The 17,705-nt window shown below is 68.3% G+C and carries 13 protein-coding genes and 1 pseudogene; 13 read left to right on the forward strand and 1 reads right to left on the reverse strand.

Annotated elements, in window-relative coordinates:
- A pseudogene (locus AB0B85_RS30410) lies at positions 1–102 on the reverse strand (DNA mismatch repair protein MutT); the annotation flags it as partial.
- 4 nt (positions 103–106) lie between these two features.
- On the opposite strand from AB0B85_RS30410, the gene AB0B85_RS30415 reads away from it, so the two are divergent.
- From AB0B85_RS30415 to rpsJ, 13 genes are all read left to right on the forward strand, one after another.
- On the forward strand, positions 107–730 hold the full coding sequence (locus AB0B85_RS30415) for an ATP-binding cassette domain-containing protein (RefSeq protein ID WP_357412677.1): 624 nt from the start codon (positions 107–109) through the stop codon (positions 728–730).
- Positions 727–1,416, forward strand: coding sequence for a hypothetical protein (locus AB0B85_RS30420; RefSeq protein ID WP_357412679.1), 690 nt, complete (start codon positions 727–729; stop codon positions 1,414–1,416). The genes AB0B85_RS30415 and AB0B85_RS30420 overlap by 4 nt, the downstream gene beginning before the upstream one ends.
- Positions 1,417–1,757: 341 nt before the next feature.
- Positions 1,758–2,303: a 50S ribosomal protein L10 gene (rplJ, locus tag AB0B85_RS30425; protein WP_282264458.1), complete on the forward strand. Its 546-nt coding sequence runs from the start codon at positions 1,758–1,760 to the stop codon at positions 2,301–2,303.
- A gap of 54 nt (positions 2,304–2,357) precedes the next feature.
- On the forward strand, positions 2,358–2,747 hold the full coding sequence (gene rplL, locus AB0B85_RS30430; RefSeq protein ID WP_357412681.1) for a 50S ribosomal protein L7/L12: 390 nt from the start codon (positions 2,358–2,360) through the stop codon (positions 2,745–2,747).
- Between the two features lie 569 nt (positions 2,748–3,316).
- Positions 3,317–6,748 carry a DNA-directed RNA polymerase subunit beta gene (locus AB0B85_RS30435; RefSeq protein WP_357412683.1) on the forward strand — a complete coding sequence of 1,144 codons (3,432 nt, stop codon included), beginning with the start codon at positions 3,317–3,319 and terminating at the stop codon, positions 6,746–6,748.
- 80 nt (positions 6,749–6,828) lie between these two features.
- A complete protein-coding gene (locus AB0B85_RS30440) occupies positions 6,829–10,716 on the forward strand; it encodes a DNA-directed RNA polymerase subunit beta' (RefSeq protein ID WP_357412685.1) in 3,888 nt (1,295 codons plus the stop codon).
- 92 nt (positions 10,717–10,808) lie between these two features.
- The gene (locus AB0B85_RS30445; protein ID WP_357412687.1) at positions 10,809–11,177 is read left to right on the forward strand and encodes a hypothetical protein; all 369 of its coding nucleotides are present in this window, start codon (positions 10,809–10,811) and stop codon (positions 11,175–11,177) included.
- Positions 11,178–11,729: 552 nt separating this feature from the next.
- Positions 11,730–12,101, forward strand: coding sequence for a hypothetical protein (locus AB0B85_RS30450; RefSeq protein WP_357412718.1), 372 nt, complete (start codon positions 11,730–11,732; stop codon positions 12,099–12,101).
- Positions 12,102–12,611: 510 nt separating this feature from the next.
- Positions 12,612–12,986, forward strand: coding sequence for a 30S ribosomal protein S12 (rpsL, locus tag AB0B85_RS30455; protein ID WP_007465318.1), 375 nt, complete (start codon positions 12,612–12,614; stop codon positions 12,984–12,986).
- A 1-nt stretch (position 12,987) separates the two neighbouring features.
- The gene (rpsG, locus tag AB0B85_RS30460; protein ID WP_007465317.1) at positions 12,988–13,458 is read left to right on the forward strand and encodes a 30S ribosomal protein S7; all 471 of its coding nucleotides are present in this window, start codon (positions 12,988–12,990) and stop codon (positions 13,456–13,458) included.
- Between the two features lie 74 nt (positions 13,459–13,532).
- Positions 13,533–15,629, forward strand: coding sequence for an elongation factor G (fusA, locus tag AB0B85_RS30465; RefSeq protein WP_357412689.1), 2,097 nt, complete (start codon positions 13,533–13,535; stop codon positions 15,627–15,629).
- Between the two features lie 212 nt (positions 15,630–15,841).
- On the forward strand, positions 15,842–17,035 hold the full coding sequence (tuf, locus tag AB0B85_RS30470) for an elongation factor Tu (RefSeq protein ID WP_357412691.1): 1,194 nt from the start codon (positions 15,842–15,844) through the stop codon (positions 17,033–17,035).
- Between the two features lie 350 nt (positions 17,036–17,385).
- Positions 17,386–17,694, forward strand: a complete 309-nt coding sequence (gene rpsJ, locus AB0B85_RS30475; RefSeq protein ID WP_007073037.1) for a 30S ribosomal protein S10 — start codon at positions 17,386–17,388, stop codon at positions 17,692–17,694.
- Positions 17,695–17,705: the final 11 nt, after the last annotated feature.

Here is a 17,705-nt window from a genome sequence, read left to right on the forward strand (position 1 = left end):
TTCGTCGGCCGTCAACCAGCGCAGCGCGGAGTGTTCCAGCGCCTGCGGTTGGTCGTCGTCGAGCAGGCGGGCCGCGTAGACCTTCAGCACCGACCAGCCGTTCACCGTGGCCCACTACCTGACCGGGATGGCCCGGATGGCGGGGTTGAGGGCGACGGCGGCCGACGACGCGGTCGCCTCCTGGATCGACCGGCTCGGGTTGTCCGCCTTCCACTCCGTGCGGCTGCCGGAGCTGTCCAAGGGCACCGCCCAGAAGGTGGGCCTTGCCCAGGCGATGCTGCGGACACCGGGCCTGCTGGTGCTCGACGAGCCGTGGGAGGGACTGGACGCCGCCACCCGCGAGCTGGTTCCCGAGCTGATCGCCGAGGTGCTCGCCGCCGACGGTGCCGTGCTGGTCAGTGACCACCGCGGGGAGACGGTCCGGCTGCCGACCGCCCGCCGCTGGTCGGTGGCCGACGGCGCGCTGACCGAGGAGACTCCGTCGGCCGAGGAGGCGTTCGCGGTGGTCGAGGTCGCGGTCCCGACCGCGCGGGTCGCCGACACCGTGGCCCGGTTGCGCGCCGAGGGCCACCACATTCTTCGGGTACGCGCCGACGCCCGCCCCACCGCACCGCCGGCCCACCCCGCATCGACCTCCCCGGCCCGGCCGGACGGTGAGCGGGCACCCGGACAGCCCGAGGCCGCCGAGGACGTGCACACCGTCGGCCAGGCAGCGGAGGAGGCCCGGTGAGCGCCCTGGTCCGGATGCGGCTGGCCGGTCTCCTGCGGACCGGTCGGGCACTGGCACCGCTGCTCGCCGGCCTCGTCGTGCTCGGCACGCTCTACGGCGGCGGACGGTCCCAACCGGCCGAGGCGTACGGCGTCTCGGCAGTGGTGCTCTTCCCGGTGCTCGCCTGGCAGACCAAGATCCTGCTCGACGTCGAGCCGGACGTTCAGCGTCGACTGGCCCAGGTGACCGTCGGGGCGGCCCGCGAGCGGCTCGCCGGGCTCCTCGCCGCGATAGTGGCGGCGTTGGCGACGGTGGCCGTCGCGCTGCTCTTTCCGTGGCTGGTCGGCGGGGTCACCGGCCCGGTGGAGCCGGGGGACCGGTCCATCCCGGTCGGGCTCGCACTGGGGTTGTGGGCGCACCTGCTCGCCGTACCCGCCGCGGTTGCCCTCGGCGCGCTGGCCAGCCGGGCGTCGGTGGGCGGTGCCGCGTACGGCGTCGCGGTGCTGGCCCTCGGCGGGGTCGGCGCGGTGGTGCTCGGCCTGAGCGGTTCGGTGGCGCCCTGGCTGGCACCGCCGATCATGGCCGCCGCCCGCACCGTCGGCGGTGACGCGGCGGCGCTCACCCTGCTGGGGCTGTCCGGGTGGGCGCTGGCCTGGAGCGCCGCGGTCGTCGGTGGCTACCTGTGGCGGCGGCGGGCCAACGCCTGAGCGACACCGGCGACTGTGGGGCGGCTCACCGGGGGCGATTTGGCGCTGGTGACGGGGGCGCGTAGTCTTCACACAGTCATCCGTGTTTCCATGGATGAGGAACCACCCAGAGACCGCTGGTCACCGTGCTTCGGCACGGTCGAAGGTCCCGCGACAACGGGCGACCCGCGTAGGGCGGCAAGCGTAACTCGGCAGTGAACATGGTCCGCCGACTGTGTTGATCTGCCGGCCCTCGCCCCGTGCGCCCTGCGCCGGGGCTTTTTCGTTGTCGTGCTGCCTCCGCCCCCGTTCCGGCTTCGGCTGTGACGGGGACCAGCCTCGAGTAACGAGAGAGGAGGGACATGGCGGACAAGCCGATCCGGGCCGACAAGGCCACGGCCGTCGCTGAGCTGACCGAGAGCTTCCGCAGCTCGGGCGCCACCGTGCTGACCGAGTACCGCGGTCTGACGGTTTCCCAGCTCACCCAGCTTCGGCGCTCGCTCGGCGCCGACACCAGCTACATGGTCGCGAAGAACACGCTCGCGAAGCGTGCTGCGACGGACGCGGGCATCACCGGCCTCGACGAGCTGTTCACCGGTCCTACCGCGCTGACTTTCGTTTCGGGCGACGTCGTCGAGGCGGCGAAGGGTCTTCGCGACTTCGCGAAGGCCAACCCGAAGCTCGTCATCAAGGGCGGTGTCTTCGAGGGCAAGGCCATTTCCGCGGCCGAGGTCACGAAGCTCGCCGACCTGGAGTCCCGCGAGGTGCTGCTGGCCAAGCTGGCCGGCGCGATGAAGGGCAACCTGAGCAAGGCCGCGGCCCTGTTCCAGGCCCCGCTGTCGAAGACCGCCCGTCTGGCGGCTGCACTGCAGGACAAGCGCGAGAAGGAGGGCGCCGAGGCGGCCTGAGGCCCCCACGGCGCACCAGTTCTTACTTATCAGCATTAGGAAAGGACGCCAGACATGGCGAAGCTCAGCACCGACGAGCTGCTCGACGCGTTCAAGGAGATGACGCTGATCGAGCTCTCCGAGTTCGTGAAGCAGTTCGAGACGACCTTCGAGGTCACCGCCGCGGCTCCGGTCGCGATCGCCCAGGGTGGCGGCGGCGGCGGCGCCGCTGCGGCCCCGGCCGAGGAGGAGAAGGACGAGTTCGACGTCATCCTCGAGGCTGACGGCGGCAAGAAGATCCAGGTCATCAAGGTCGTGCGTGAGCTGACCGGCCTGGGCCTCAAGGAGGCCAAGGACGCGGTCGAGTCCGCGCCGAAGGCCATCCTGGAGAAGGTCAACAAGGAGACCGCCGAGAAGGCGAAGGCCAAGCTCGAGGGTGAGGGCGCCAAGGTCACCCTCAAGTGACCTGAGCTCCACCAGCGCGTACCCGGCTCGTGAGTCGGGACACGATCGCGTCGCGGCGGGCGGTGATCCGACACGGATCACCGCCCGCCGTGTTCGTGGTTCCGGCGCCGATCTGCCCCTGAGCTGGGCGGGGAAGGTCGCGTCGGCCGATCCGAACGTGTTCGGCGGGTCGCCCTGCGGTGGGAAAGAAGGGCCGACCCGGATACCGGCCCTTGACGCGGCCCCGGACTGCCAGGCACGCTGGCACCAGCAAGACACCGCGCTTGCGACGGCCACGACGTGGGTATGACAGCGGCAGCACCATCAGCCGTGTCGACCTGAGCGGCCCAGTGGGGACGTTGCGTTCTGAGCGGCCCGGCAGACCCGGTTCACGGGGGCCGAGGCGCGTTCCGCAAACGACCTGCGGGGTGGGCTGGACAGCGGTTAGCCTCTCGGCTACACTGCTAGTTTGCGCTGCCTTCCGACTTGACCCCTGCTTGGAAATGTCCGTTTACGGATAGTTCTGGTGGGGTCATTGGAGTGCACGCGTACCAGCCGTTCTGCAGCACCGGTCCTCGGAAGGACGCATCTTGGCAGCTTCCCGCCCTGCGAAGACCAGTCGTACGTCGAGCGCATTCGCTCCCCGCCGAGTTTCATTCGGCAGGATCACCGAACACCTCGAGGTCCCCAACCTCCTTGCCATCCAGAACGAGTCCTTCGACTGGCTCGTGGGCAACGAGGCTTGGCAGGGCCGGTCGGCGGACGACCCGCACGCACGCTCGGGTCTCGCGGAGATCCTTGAAGAGATCAGTCCCATTGAGGACTTCTCCGGCACCATGTCGCTCTCCTTCTCGGCGCCGCGCTTCGACGAGGTCAAGGCCTCGATCGAGGAGTGCAAGGAGAAGGACCTGACCTACTGCGCTCCGCTCTTCGTGACCGCGGAGTTCACCAACAACACCACTGGCGAGATCAAGAGCCAGACGGTGTTCATGGGTGACTTCCCGATGATGACGCCCAAGGGCACCTTCGTCATCAACGGCACCGAGCGCGTCGTGGTCAGCCAGCTCGTCCGGTCCCCGGGCGTGTACTTCGACAAGCAGCCGGACAAGACCTCCGACCGCGACCTCTCCAGCGTCAAGGTCATCCCGAGTCGGGGTGCCTGGCTGGAGTTTGACATCGACAAGCGCGACACGGTCGGCGTACGCATCGACCGCAAGCGTCGGCAGGCCGTCACCGTCCTGCTCAAGGCCATCGGTTGGTCGGCCGAGCGGATCCGTGAGCGGTTCGGCTGGTCCGAGCTGCTGATGACCACGCTCGAGAAGGACCACATCGCCGGCCAGGACGAGGCCCTGCTAGACATCTACCGCAAGCTGCGCCCTGGCGAGCCGCCGACGCGCGAGAACGCCCAGACCCTGCTCGACAACCTCTTCTTCAACCCGAAGAGGTACGACGTCGCCAAGGTCGGGCGCTACAAGTTCAACAAGAAGCTCGAAGTCGACGTGCCGATCACCACCGGCACGCTGACCGAGGACGACATCGTCGCCACCGTGGAATACCTCTGCCGGCTGCACGCCGGTGAGGAGGGCTACGAGGCCGACGACATCGACCACTTCGGCAACCGGCGCCTGCGCACCGTGGGTGAGCTGATCCAGAACCAGGTTCGGGTCGGCCTCTCCCGCATGGAGCGGGTGGTCCGTGAGCGGATGACCACGCAGGACGTCGAGGCGATCACCCCGCAGACCCTGATCAACATCCGCCCGGTGGTGGCGGCGATCAAGGAGTTCTTCGGGACGTCGCAGCTGTCCCAGTTCATGGACCAGACCAACCCGCTGGCGGGCCTGACCCACCGGCGCCGGCTGAGCGCGCTCGGCCCGGGTGGTCTGTCCCGGGAGCGGGCCGGCTTCGAGGTCCGCGACGTGCACCCGTCCCACTACGGCCGGATGTGCCCGATCGAGACGCCGGAAGGCCCGAACATCGGCCTGATCGGCGCGCTGTCCACCTTCGCCCGGGTCAACCCGTTCGGCTTCATCGAGACGCCGTACCGGAAGGTCGTCGAGGGTCGGGTCACCGACCAGATCGACTACCTGACCGCGGACGAGGAGGACCGGTTCGTCAAGGCCCAGGCCAACGCGCGCCTGAAGGCTGACGGCACGTTCGCCGAGGACCGGGTGCTCTGCCGTCGTAAGGGTGGCGAGACCGAGGACGTCGTCCCCGGTGCCGTCGACTACATGGACGTCTCGCCCCGGCAGATGACCTCGGTCGCGACCGCCATGATCCCGTTCCTCGAGCACGACGACGCCAACCGGGCACTGATGGGCGCGAACATGCAGCGCCAGGCGGTGCCGCTGGTCAAGGCCGAGGCGCCGCTCGTGGGCACGGGCATGGAATACCGTGCCGCGGTCGACGCTGGCGACGTGGTGGTCGCCGAGGTCGGCGGTGTGATCGAGGATCTCTGCGCCGACTACGTAACCATCCACCAGGATGACGGCCACCGCCGGACGTACCTGCTGCACAAGTTCCGCCGCTCCAACGCTGGCTCCTGCGTCAACCAGAAGCCGGTGGTCTTCGAGGGCGACCGCGTCGAGGCCGGTCAGGTCATCGCCGACGGGCCGTGCACCGACGAGGGCGAGATGGCACTCGGGCGCAACCTGCTGGTGGCGTTCATGTGCTGGGAGGGCCACAACTACGAGGACGCGATCATCCTGTCGCAGCGCCTCGTGCAGCAGGACGTGCTCACCTCGATCCACATCGAGGAGCACGAGGTCGACGCCCGGGACACCAAGCTCGGTCCGGAGGAGATCACCCGCGACATCCCGAACGTCAGCGAGGAAATGCTCGCCGACCTCGACGAGCGCGGCATCATCCGGATCGGTGCCGAGGTCGTTCCCGGCGACATCCTGGTCGGCAAGGTCACGCCCAAGGGTGAGACCGAGCTGACCCCGGAGGAGCGCCTGCTCCGCGCGATCTTCGGTGAGAAGGCGCGTGAGGTTCGGGACACCTCGCTGAAGGTGCCGCACGGCGAGACCGGCACGGTCATCGGTGTGCGCACGTTCTCCCGCGAGGACGGCGACGAGCTGCCGCCGGGCGTCAACGAGCTGGTTCGGGTCTACGTCGCCCAGAAGCGCAAGATCCAGGACGGCGACAAGCTCGCCGGCCGGCACGGCAACAAGGGCGTCATCTCGAAGATCCTGCCGGTCGAGGACATGCCGTTCCTCGAGGACGGCACCCCGGTCGACATCGTGCTCAACCCGCTCGGCGTGCCGAGCCGGATGAACATCGGCCAGGTGCTGGAGACCCACCTCGGTTGGGTCGCCAAGACCGGTTGGAAGGTCGAGGGCGACGACGCCGAGTGGAAGCGCCAGCTCCGCTCGATCGACGCGCACGAGTCCGAGGGTGACACGAACGTGGCCACCCCGGTCTTCGACGGTGCCCGCGAAGAGGAGATCTCCGGTCTGCTCGAGTCGACCCTGCCCAACCGGGACGGCAAGCAGCTGATCGGGCGTACCGGCAAGGCGCAGCTGTTCGACGGTCGTTCCGGCGAGCCGCTGCCCGACCCGATCGCTGTCGGTTACGTCTACATCCTGAAGCTCAACCACCTGGTCGACGACAAGATCCACGCTCGTTCGACCGGCCCGTACTCGATGATCACGCAGCAGCCGCTTGGTGGTAAGGCGCAGTTCGGTGGTCAGCGTTTCGGTGAGATGGAGTGCTGGGCGATGCAGGCGTACGGCGCCGCGTACGCCCTGCAGGAGCTGCTCACGATCAAGTCCGACGACGTGCTCGGCCGGGTGAAGGTCTACGAGGCCATCGTCAAGGGCGAGAACATCCCGGAGCCGGGCATCCCGGAGTCGTTCAAGGTGCTGCTCAAGGAGCTGCAGTCGCTGTGCCTCAACGTTGAGGTGCTGTCCAGCGACGGTGTGGCCCTGGAAATGCGCGAGACCGACGACGAGGTGTTCCGGGCCGCTGAGGAGCTGGGCATCGACCTGTCCCGGCGCGAGCCGAGCTCGGTCGAAGAGGTCTGAGGTGAGCGGTCGGGGGCCGGTTCGCCGGCCCCCGACCCCGCCCGAGAATTAGCAGTACAGACGACGACATAGGGGACATAGTGCTCGACGTCAACTTCTTCGACGAGCTGCGCATTGGTCTCGCCACCGCCGACGACATCCGTCAGTGGTCGCACGGCGAGGTCAAGAAGCCTGAGACGATCAACTACCGCACCCTGAAGCCGGAAAAGGACGGGCTCTTCTGCGAGAAGATCTTCGGTCCGCAGCGGGACTGGGAGTGCTACTGCGGTAAGTACAAGCGCGTCCGGTTCAAGGGCATCATCTGTGAGCGCTGCGGCGTCGAGGTGACTCGCTCCAAGGTCCGTCGTGAGCGGATGGGGCACATCGAGCTCGCTGCTCCGGTGACCCACATCTGGTACTTCAAGGGCGTGCCGAGCCGGCTGGGCTACCTGCTGGACCTCGCCCCCAAGGACCTCGAGAAGATCATCTACTTCGCCTCGTACGTCGTGACGAGCGTGGACGCGGAGTCGCGTCACCGCGACCTCTCGACGATCGAGAACGAGATCCTGGCCGAGAAGCGGCAGTCCGAGAACAGCCGCGACTCGGAGATCGAGAAGCGGGCCGCCAAGCTCGAGGCCGACCTGGCCGAGCTGGAGGCCGAGGGTGCCAAGGCGGACGTCCGGCGCAAGGTCAAGGAGGGCGGAGAGCGCGAGATGCGCCAGATCCGCGACCGGGCCCAGCGCGAGATCGACCGCCTGGACGAGGTGCTTGACACCTTCCGCAAGCTGGAGCCGAAGCAGCTGGTCACCGACGAGCTGCTCTACCGCGAGCTGCGCGACCGGTTCGGTGAGTACTTCACCGGTTCCATGGGCGCGGAGGCGATCAAGGCGCTGGTCCAGAACATGGACCTCGACGCCGAGGCCGAGAGCCTGCGGGAGACCATCCGGTCCGGCAAGGGCCAGCGGAAGATCCGGGCGCTCAAGCGACTCAAGGTCGTCGCGGCGTTCCTGAACACCCGCAACTCGCCGCTCGGCATGGTGCTGGACTGCGTCCCGGTCATCCCGCCGGACCTGCGCCCGATGGTGCAGCTCGACGGTGGCCGCTTCGCGACCTCGGACCTGAACGACCTGTACCGCCGCGTGATCAACCGGAACAACCGCCTCAAGCGACTGATCGACCTCGGCGCACCCGAGATCATCGTCAACAACGAGAAGCGGATGCTCCAGGAGGCCGTCGACGCGCTGTTCGACAACGGCCGTCGTGGTCGGCCGGTCACCGGCCCGGGTAACCGCCCGCTCAAGTCGCTGTCCGACATGCTCAAGGGCAAGCAGGGCCGGTTCCGGCAGAACCTGCTCGGCAAGCGCGTCGACTACTCCGGCCGTTCGGTCATCGTGGTCGGCCCGAAGCTCAAGCTGCACCAGTGTGGCCTGCCCAAGCAGATGGCGCTGGAGCTGTTCAAGCCGTTCGTGATGAAGCGGCTCGTCGACCTCAACCACGCCCAGAACATCAAGTCCGCCAAGCGGATGGTCGAGCGTCAGCGCCCGGTCGTGTGGGACGTGCTGGAAGAGGTCATCGGCGAGCACCCGGTGCTGCTGAACCGCGCGCCGACCCTGCACCGTCTGGGCATCCAGGCCTTCGAGCCCCAGCTGGTCGAGGGCAAGGCGATCCAGATCCACCCGCTGGTCTGCACCGCGTTCAACGCCGACTTCGACGGTGACCAGATGGCGGTGCACGTGCCGCTGTCCGCCGAGGCGCAGGCCGAGGCGCGGATCCTGATGCTGTCGTCGAACAACATCCTCAAGCCGGCCGACGGTAAGCCGGTCACCATGCCCACCCAGGACATGGTCATCGGTCTGTACCACCTCACCCACCTCACCGCCGGTGAGAAGGGCGAGGGCCGGGCGTTCAGCTCGGACGCCGAGGCGCGGATGGCCTTCGACAACGGCGAGCTGCACCTGCAGGCCCCGGTGAAGATCCGCCTGCGGTCCGTGGTCGGTGTGGACAACGGTGCCGGCGCCGAGCCGTGGACCGCCCCGGAGGGCTGGGTCGAGGGTGACCCGCTGACCGTGGAGACCACCCTGGGTCGGGTGCTGTTCAACGAGACGCTGCCGCAGGGCTACCGCTTCGTGAACTACGAGATCCGCAAGGGTCAGCTCTCCGCGATCGTCAACGACCTCGCCGAGCGCTTCCCCAAGGTGGCCCTCGCGGCCACCCTGGACGGGCTCAAGGAGGCCGGTTTCCACTGGGCCACCTGGTCCGGCGTGACGATCGGCATGGAGGACGTCATCGCTCCGCCGCGCAAGGCGGAGATCCTGGCGAAGTACGAGAAGGAAGCCGACCAGATCGACAAGCAGTACCAGCGTGGTCTGATGACCGCCGAGGAGCGTCGCGGCGAGCTCATCACGATCTGGACCAAGGCGACCAACGAGGTCGCCAAGGAGATGGACACCGCTCTGCCGCAGGAGAACCCACTGTGGAAGATGATCAACTCGGGTGCCCGCGGTAACCTGCTCCAGCTCCGGCAGATCGCCGCGATCCGTGGTCTGGTGGCCAACCCGAAGGGCGAGATCATCCCGCGGCCGATCAAGGCCAGCTACCGGGAGGGTCTGTCCGTGCTGGAGTACTTCATCTCCACGCACGGTGCCCGTAAGGGTCTCGCCGACACCGCGCTGCGGACCGCCGACTCGGGTTACCTGACCCGTCGTCTGGTGGACGTCTCGCAGGACGTCATCATCCGTGAAGAGGACTGCGGCACCGACCGGGCGATCCCGATGCAGATCGGCGAGAAGCTCGACGGCAAGCTCGTCGTCCACACCCACGCCGAGACCAGCGTGCACGCCCGGACCCTGGCCGACGACATCAAGGGGCCGGACGGCACCGTGGTCGCCGAGCGCGGCCAGGACATCAACTCCATCGGGGTCGACAAGATCGTCGCCGCCGGCGTGGAGACGGTCCGGGTGCGCAGCGTGCTCACCTGCGAGTCGAAGCTGGGCGTCTGCGCGGCCTGCTACGGCCGGTCGCTGCCGACCGGCAAGTCTGTCGACATCGGCGAGGCGGTCGGCATCATCGCCGCCCAGTCCATCGGTGAGCCCGGTACGCAGCTGACGATGCGTACCTTCCACACCGGTGGTGTCGCGGGTGAGGACATCACCCAGGGTCTGCCGCGTGTGCAGGAGATCTTCGAGGCCCGGGTCCCGAAGGGTAAGGCGCCCATCGCCGACACCCCGGGTCGGATCCGGATCGAGGACGGCGAGCGCTCGCGGAAGATCATCGTGGTGCCGGACGACGGCAGCGAGGAGATCGTCTACGACAAGATCTCCAAGCGGGTCAAGCTCCGGACCCACGACGGCGGTCACGTCGCGGTCGGCGAGAAGCTGACCGAGGGCACCATCGACCCGCACGAGCTGCTGCGGATCATGGGTCCGCGGGCGGTCCAGGTCCACCTGACCAGTGAGGTCCAGGAGGTCTACCGCTCGCAGGGTGTGCTCATCCACGACAAGCACATCGAGATCATCATTCGCCAGATGCTCAAGCGGGTGACGGTCATCGACTCCGGCTCGACCGAGTTCCTGCCGGGTGTGCTTGTCGACCGGGCGCTGTTCGAGTCGGAGAACCGCCGGCTCGTCTCGGAAGGCGGCGAGCCCGCCGCCGGCCGTCCGGTGCTGATGGGTATCACCAAGGCCTCGCTGGCCACCGACTCCTGGCTCTCGGCGGCCTCCTTCCAGGAGACCACCCGGGTGCTGACCGACGCTGCGATCAACTCGCGCAGCGACTCGCTGGTCGGCCTCAAGGAGAACGTGATCATCGGAAAGCTCATCCCGGCCGGTACGGGCATCAGCAAGTACCGCAACGTCCGGGTCGAGCCGACCGAGGAGGCCAAGGCCAAGGTCTACTCGATGACCGGGTACCCGGAGACCGACTACGGCTTCGGACCGGCCAGCGGGCAGGCTGTGCCGCTTGACGACTTCGACTTCGGGTCGTACCGCTAAGACCAGGCACACGACGAGGCCCCCGGTACCCACCGGGGGCCTCGTCGTATCCGGACCCACCCACCCCGGTCCGAGTTCGGCATGATGGGGGGATGACGACCGCACCCGGGCAGGCGTCCGTCGCGCAGCAGGGGCTGCGCCACCCGTTGGACCCGGATCCGGCCCGAGCCACCAAGGCCCGGGCGGTTTTCGCGCTCGGACTGCTCGGCCTGCTGACCGGGTTGTTCATCGGCGGGGTGGTGCCGGCGACGGTGGCACTGCAACTGGCCCGGCAGGCTCGCCGGGAGGCGTACTCCTCGGGGGGCTTCCTGACCGGCGGCAGGTGGCTGCGGCGCGGAGAGCGGATGGCCTGGGCCGGCCTGGTGCTGGTCGCGGTCAGCGTGGTGACGGCGGTGGTGATCGGCGTGGTGCGGTTGGCCGGTACGCCGTTGGGCCACGACTATCCGGCGAACATGGACTGAGCCGCCGCGCCCGCCGACGGTGCCGGCACCCCCGGCGGTAGCCTGGCCGGTGTCCGCCGTGCGGCGATGGCGGCCTTTCGACAGGAGGACCACGTGACGGATCCGGCGCGGCCCCCTGCGGACGAGCCGGCCGGCCAGCCGGCTCCGTCCGAGCCGACTCCGTCCGAGCACACCGACTGGGCCCGACCGGGCCCGAGCAACGAGGCGCACCCACCCGCGTCCACGCCGAGTTGGGGCGCGCCGCACCCCGGCTGGGGTACGACGAGTCTCCCCGGCTCCGGCCAGGCGGACCCGGGCCCCGGAGTGCCGCCCCCGACACCGCCGAGCTGGGGTCCGCCGCAGTCCGGGCCGGCGGCTCCGCCCGGTTGGGGTCCGCCGGAGTCTGGGGCGGGTGTGCCGCCGGGTTGGGGTCCGCCGCAGTCCGGGGCGGGTGTGCCGCCCGGGTGGGGTCCGCCGGGGTCCGGTTCGGCACCCGGTTGGGCGGGCATGCCGGGCCATCCGGTTCCGCCACCCAGCGACGCCCAGCATCGGCCGCCGAAGCGGGTGGAGACGGTGCCGGGCACCCCGTTCGGGGTCGTGCACCTCGATGTGGCCCCGGTCACGTCGGGGTTGGCCATCGGGTCCCTGGTGGCCGGGATCGCGTCGGTCCTGGTGTCCTTGCTGGTGATCTGCTTCGGCGTGGCCTTCGTGGACGAGGGTGGGGCCTGGGCTTCCGGAGCGTTCGCCGCGCTCGGTTTGCTGGCCGGCGCCGGGGCGGTGGTCACCGGTCTGCTCGGCCGGCGGCAGATCCGTCGGCCGGCCGCGCCCCCTGCGGTCCGGTTCACCGGCCGAGGGCTCGCGGTGGCCGGCATCAGCTGCGGTGCGGCGGGGGGCCTGCTCAGCCTCCTCGGGCTCGGCGTCGCGCTGCTGCTCGCGCTGACCTGAGGTTGGTCACCGTCCGCTGCGGCACCCGACCCCGTTGGGCCCCGCCTGCCGCCGTCCGGCCCGGGGCCGATGGGTGGTCCTGCGGGGAAGCCGGTACACTTGTCTGCGTAGGTGCCCATCGCGGGCGACGGGGCAGGACGAGATTCGGCCGGCGGGCGTAGGACAGTCGCCGGGCCCTTCCGTTTTGACCTGGGCGGTTGTGGTAGGTACTCTTTCCCCTTGTGCCCGGGCATGCCCGGGCAACTCGTGCGTGCGCTGTTTCCGGATCCCGGGCGGCGGCACGACAAGCCAAGGATCCGGGGGCGGGGCGACCCGCGCGCCGGTGACACAAAACCCGATCGCACGCGTAAGCGTCCGCAACGGGACCGCGGAAAGGCGACACGCCCGACCGCGGGTGCCGGGGTCTCCGTGAGGTGGCCCCGGGTCGGAATGTAGGAGAGCCGGTCAGCAGGCCGGCTAACGAGCAGACGGCGCGGCCGCGAATGCGGCCGAAGGGAGCGGAGAAACCCGGTGCCCACGATCCAGCAGCTGGTCCGAAAGGGCCGCCAGGCGAAGACGACCAAGACCAAGACCCCGGCGCTGAAGGGTTCCCCTCAGCGGCGCGGCGTGTGCACCCGCGTGTACACCACCACCCCGAAGAAGCCGAACTCGGCGCTGCGCAAGGTCGCTCGCGTGAAGCTCAGCAGCCAGATCGAGGTGACCGCCTACATCCCGGGCGTCGGTCACAACCTCCAGGAGCACTCGATCGTGCTCGTGCGCGGTGGCCGGGTGAAGGACCTCCCCGGCGTGCGTTACAAGATCGTCCGCGGCTCGCTGGACACCCAGGGTGTCCGCAACCGCAAGCAGGCGCGCAGCCGTTACGGCGCGAAGAAGGAGAAGAGCTGACATGCCGCGTAAGGGACCCGCTCCGCGGCGGCCACTGGTCGCTGACCCGGTGTACAACTCGCCGCTGGTCACCCAGCTGGTGAACAAGATCCTGCTCCGCGGCAAGCGTCAGCTCGCCGAGTCGATCGTGTACGCGGCCCTCGAGGGCTGCCGCGAGAAGTCCGGCACCGACCCGGTCGTCACCCTCAAGCGGGCGATGGACAACGTCAAGCCGACCCTCGAGGTCCGCAGCCGTCGTGTCGGTGGCGCCACCTACCAGGTGCCGGTGGAGGTCCGCCCGACCCGGGCGACCACCCTGGGCCTGCGCTGGCTGGTCACCTACTCCCGCGCCCGTCGCGAGAAGACCATGGTCGAGCGGCTGATGAACGAGCTGCTGGACGCGAGCAACGGCCTCGGTGCCGCCGTCAAGCGGCGCGAGGACACGCACAAGATGGCCGAGTCGAACAAGGCCTTCGCGCACTACCGCTGGTAACACCCTGGTTCCGGCGCCTCCGGGCGCCGGAACCGCCACCAGTTGTGTCGAGACGACGATAAGTAGGGATTGAAGTGGCCGCCGCAGACGCGCTCGCCAACGTACGCAACATCGGCATCATGGCGCACATCGATGCTGGTAAGACCACGACCACCGAGCGGATCCTGTTCTACACCGGCATCACGTACAAGATCGGTGAGGTCCACGAGGGCGCTGCCGTCATGGACTGGATGGAGCAGGAGCAGGAGCGTGGTATCACCATCACCTCCGCTGCTACCAAGTGTGAGTGGAAGGGCCACACGATCCAGATCATCGACACGCCCGGCCACGTCGACTTCACGGTCGAGGTCGAGCGGTCGCTGCGGGTCCTGGATGGTGCGGTAGCGGTCTACGACGGTGTCGCCGGCGTGGAGCCGCAGACGGAGAACGTCTGGCGGCAGGCCGACAAGTACAACGTCCCGCGGATGTGCTTCGTCAACAAGCTCGACCGGACCGGCGCCGACTTCTTCCGCTGCGTGCAGATGATGATCGACCGGCTGAACGCCACCCCGCTGGTGCTCCAGATCCCGATCGGGCTCGAGGGCGACCACATCGGTGTCGTCGACCTGATCGGCATGCGCGCTCTCACCTGGCGTGGGGAGACCCAGAAGGGTGAGGACTACGCGGTTGAGGAGATCCCGGCCGACCTGGCCGACTCCGCTGCCGAGTGGCGCGAGAAGCTGATGGAGACCCTCGCCGACGTCGACGACTCGGTGATGGAGAAGTACCTGGAAGGCGAAGAGGTCTCCGTCGAGGAGATCAAGGCCGCCATCCGGCGTGCCACCATCGCCGGCAAGGCCAACCCGGTGCTGTGCGGCTCGGCGTTCAAGAACAAGGGCGTCCAGCCCATGCTCGACGCCGTTGTCGACTTCCTGCCGTCGCCGCTCGACGTCCCGGCGATCGAGGGTACGGCCCCCGACGGCGAGACCCCGCTGCTGCGTAAGCCGTCCAACTCGGAGCCGTTCTCCGGTCTGGCCTTCAAGATCCAGACGGACAAGCACCTGGGCAAGCTCACCTACGTGCGGGTCTACTCCGGCACGCTCGATTCCGGTTCCCAGGTGGTCAACTCCACCAAGGACCGCAAGGAGCGGATCGGCAAGATCTACCAGATGCACGCCAACAAGCGCGAAGAGCGTCCGTCGGCGCAGGCCGGTGACATCATCGCCGTGCAGGGTCTCAAGCAGACCACCACCGGCGACACGCTCTCCGACCCGGCGAACCCGGTGATCCTGGAGTCGATGACCTTCCCGGAGCCGGTCATCTCGGTGGCGATCGAGCCGAAGACCAAGTCCGACCAGGAGAAGCTGGGCACCGCCATCCAGCGGCTGGCCGAGGAGGACCCGACCTTCCGGGTCCAGCTCGACGAGGAGACCGGTCAGACGGTCATCTCCGGCATGGGTGAGCTGCACCTGGACATCCTGGTCGACCGGATGCGCCGCGAGTTCAACGTCGAGGCGAACGTCGGCAAGCCGCAGGTGGCGTACCGCGAGACCATCCGCCGCAAGGTGGAGAAGGTCGAGTACACCCACAAGAAGCAGACCGGTGGTTCCGGCCAGTACGCCCGCGTGATCGTGAGCGTCGAGCCGCTGCCGCTGGACAACGACTCGCCGACCTACGAGTTCGCGAACGCCGTCAGCGGCGGCCGGATCCCCCGGGAGTTCATCCCCTCGGTGGACGCCGGTGCGCAGGACGCGCTGCAGTACGGCATCCTGGCGGGCTTCCCGCTGGTCGGTGTCAAGCTGACGCTGCTCGACGGCCAGTACCACGAGGTCGACTCGTCGGAAATGGCATTCAAGATCGCCGGCTCGATGGTGATGAAGGACGCGGCCCGCAAGGCCGATCCCGCGTTGCTCGAGCCGATGATGGCCGTTGAAGTCACCACTCCTGAGGAGAACATGGGTGACGTCATCGGTGACCTCAACTCCCGCCGCGGCATCATCCAGGCGATGGAGGAGCGCAGTGGCGCCCGCATCGTCAGGGCTCTGGTGCCGTTGTCGGAGATGTTCGGCTACGTCGGCGACCTGCGGTCGAAGACCCAGGGCCGGGCTAGCTACAGCATGCAGTTCGACTCCTACGCCGAGGTTCCGCAGAGCGTCGCGAAGGAGATCATCGCCAAGGCAACGGGCGAGTAACGCCCTGAGCAGGTGATTCGTGGTTGGTCGCGGGAGGGTTCACCCGCCCGCGGCCACCACGATCGGATCGCGTGAGACCGGGCCTGTAGGCTTCATCGCCGCAGAACCCACAAAGGCTCTCCGACCGTCAGGTCGGAAAGGCTGTCGACAGAGTCCTAAGCGCCGACCGGCGCGCCGGGCGTACGAACCAAGAAGTCCACAGGAGGACACCAGTGGCGAAGGCTAAGTTCGAGCGGACTAAGCCGCACGTCAACATCGGCACCATTGGTCACATCGACCACGGTAAGACGACGCTGACGGCGGCCATCACCAAGGTCCTGCACGACCAGTACCCGGACCTGAACCCCTACACGCCGTTCGACGAGATCGACAAGGCGCCGGAGGAGAAGGCCCGCGGCATCACGATCTCGATCGCGCACGTCGAGTACCAGACCGAGGCGCGGCACTACGCGCACGTCGACTGCCCCGGCCACGCGGACTACATCAAGAACATGATCACCGGTGCCGCGCAGATGGACGGCGCGATCCTGGTGGTCGCGGCGACCGACGGCCCGATGCCGCAGACCCGCGAGCACGTGCTGCTGGCCCGTCAGGTTGGCGTGCCGTACATCGTCGTGGCGCTCAACAAGAGCGACATGGTCGATGACGAGGAGCTCCTGGAGCTCGTCGAGCTCGAGGTTCGTGAGCTGCTCTCCTCGCAGGAGTACCCGGGTGACGACCTGCCGGTCGTCCGGGTTTCGGCGCTGAAGGCCCTCGAGGGTGACCCCGAGTGGACCGGCAAGCTGCTGGACCTGATGTCTGCTGTCGACACCTCGATCCCGCAGCCGGAGCGCGAGGTCGACATGCCGTTCCTGATGCCGGTTGAGGACGTCTTCACGATCACCGGTCGTGGCACCGTCGTCACCGGTCGCGTGGAGCGCGGCGTTCTCCTGCCGAACGAGGATGTTGAGCTCGTCGGTATCAAGGAGAAGAGCTTCAAGACCAAGGTCACCGCGATCGAGATGTTCCGGAAGACCCTGGACGACGCCCGCGCAGGCGAGAACGTCGGCCTGCTGCTGCGTGGCACCAAGCGCGACGAGGTCGAGCGCGGCATGGTCGTCGTGAAGCCGGGCTCGAACACCCCGCACACGGAGTTCGAGGCGACGGTCTACATCCTCTCCAAGGAGGAGGGCGGCCGGCACACCCCGTTCTTCCAGAACTACCGCCCGCAGTTCTACTTCCGGACCACGGACGTCACCGGTGTCGTCACCCTCCCCGAGGGCACCGAGATGGTCATGCCGGGCGACAACACCTCCATGTCGGTGAAGCTGATCCAGCCCATCGCCATGGAGGAGAACCTCAAGTTCGCGATCCGCGAGGGTGGCCGCACCGTCGGCGCTGGGTTCGTCACCAAGATCATCAAGTGAACTAGGTAACCCCGATTAGACCCGCCGCCGGTCGTGCGGCATACTAGTCAGGTTGCGTAACGACAGTTCGTCGCCTGTGTTCGGCTTTCGCTGAACCTCCGGGTGGCGAGACAGTCGAGCGTGGGGTGGTTGGCGGCCCAGTCGCCAACCACCCTCGCACGGCGTTCAGGTCGCGGTAATGCGATCGGCGCCTTGACCCACCGCGCGGTCAGCACCACTCCGGAAGCACGGGGCGGAGCCTGGCCCGAGGGCGCGACACGCCCGACCGCGGGGGTCGGCGAAGTGGGCCTGTGCCAGCCGGCACAGGCGCCCGCAACACAGCGGCATCGAGAGAAGGAACAGAAGCCACCATGGCGGGACAGAAGATCCGCATCCGGCTCAAGGCCTATGACCACGAGGTCGTCGACTCCTCGGCTCGGAAGATCGTCGAGACGGTGACGCGCACCGGGGCGCAGGTCGCGGGCCCGGTGCCGCTGCCCACGGAGATCAACCGTTTCTGCGTTATCCGCTCGCCGCACAAGTACAAGGACTCGCGCGAGCACTTCGAGATGCGCACGCACAAGCGGCTGATCGACATCATCGACCCGACCCCGAAGACGGTCGACTCGCTCATGCGCCTCGACCTGCCGGCTGGCGTCGACATCGAGATCAAGCTGTAGGGACCGGACAA

The sequence above is a fragment of the Micromonospora sp. NPDC049044 genome (genome assembly GCF_040649215.1).
Classification (GTDB): Bacteria; Actinomycetota; Actinomycetes; order Mycobacteriales; family Micromonosporaceae; genus Micromonospora.

Bases quoted from the DNA above. Each gene is read 5' to 3' on its own strand.
- AB0B85_RS30445 (WP_357412687.1), top strand. From the start codon at position 10,809: ATGACGACCGCACCCGGGCAGGCGTCCGTCGCGCAGCAGGGGCTGCGC.
- rpsG (WP_007465317.1), top strand. From the start codon at position 12,988: ATGCCGCGTAAGGGACCCGCTCCGCGGCGGCCACTGGTCGCTGACCCG.
- rplJ (WP_282264458.1), top strand. From the start codon at position 1,758: ATGGCGGACAAGCCGATCCGGGCCGACAAGGCCACGGCCGTCGCTGAG.
- rplL (WP_357412681.1), top strand. From the start codon at position 2,358: ATGGCGAAGCTCAGCACCGACGAGCTGCTCGACGCGTTCAAGGAGATG.
- rpsJ (WP_007073037.1), top strand. From the start codon at position 17,386: ATGGCGGGACAGAAGATCCGCATCCGGCTCAAGGCCTATGACCACGAG.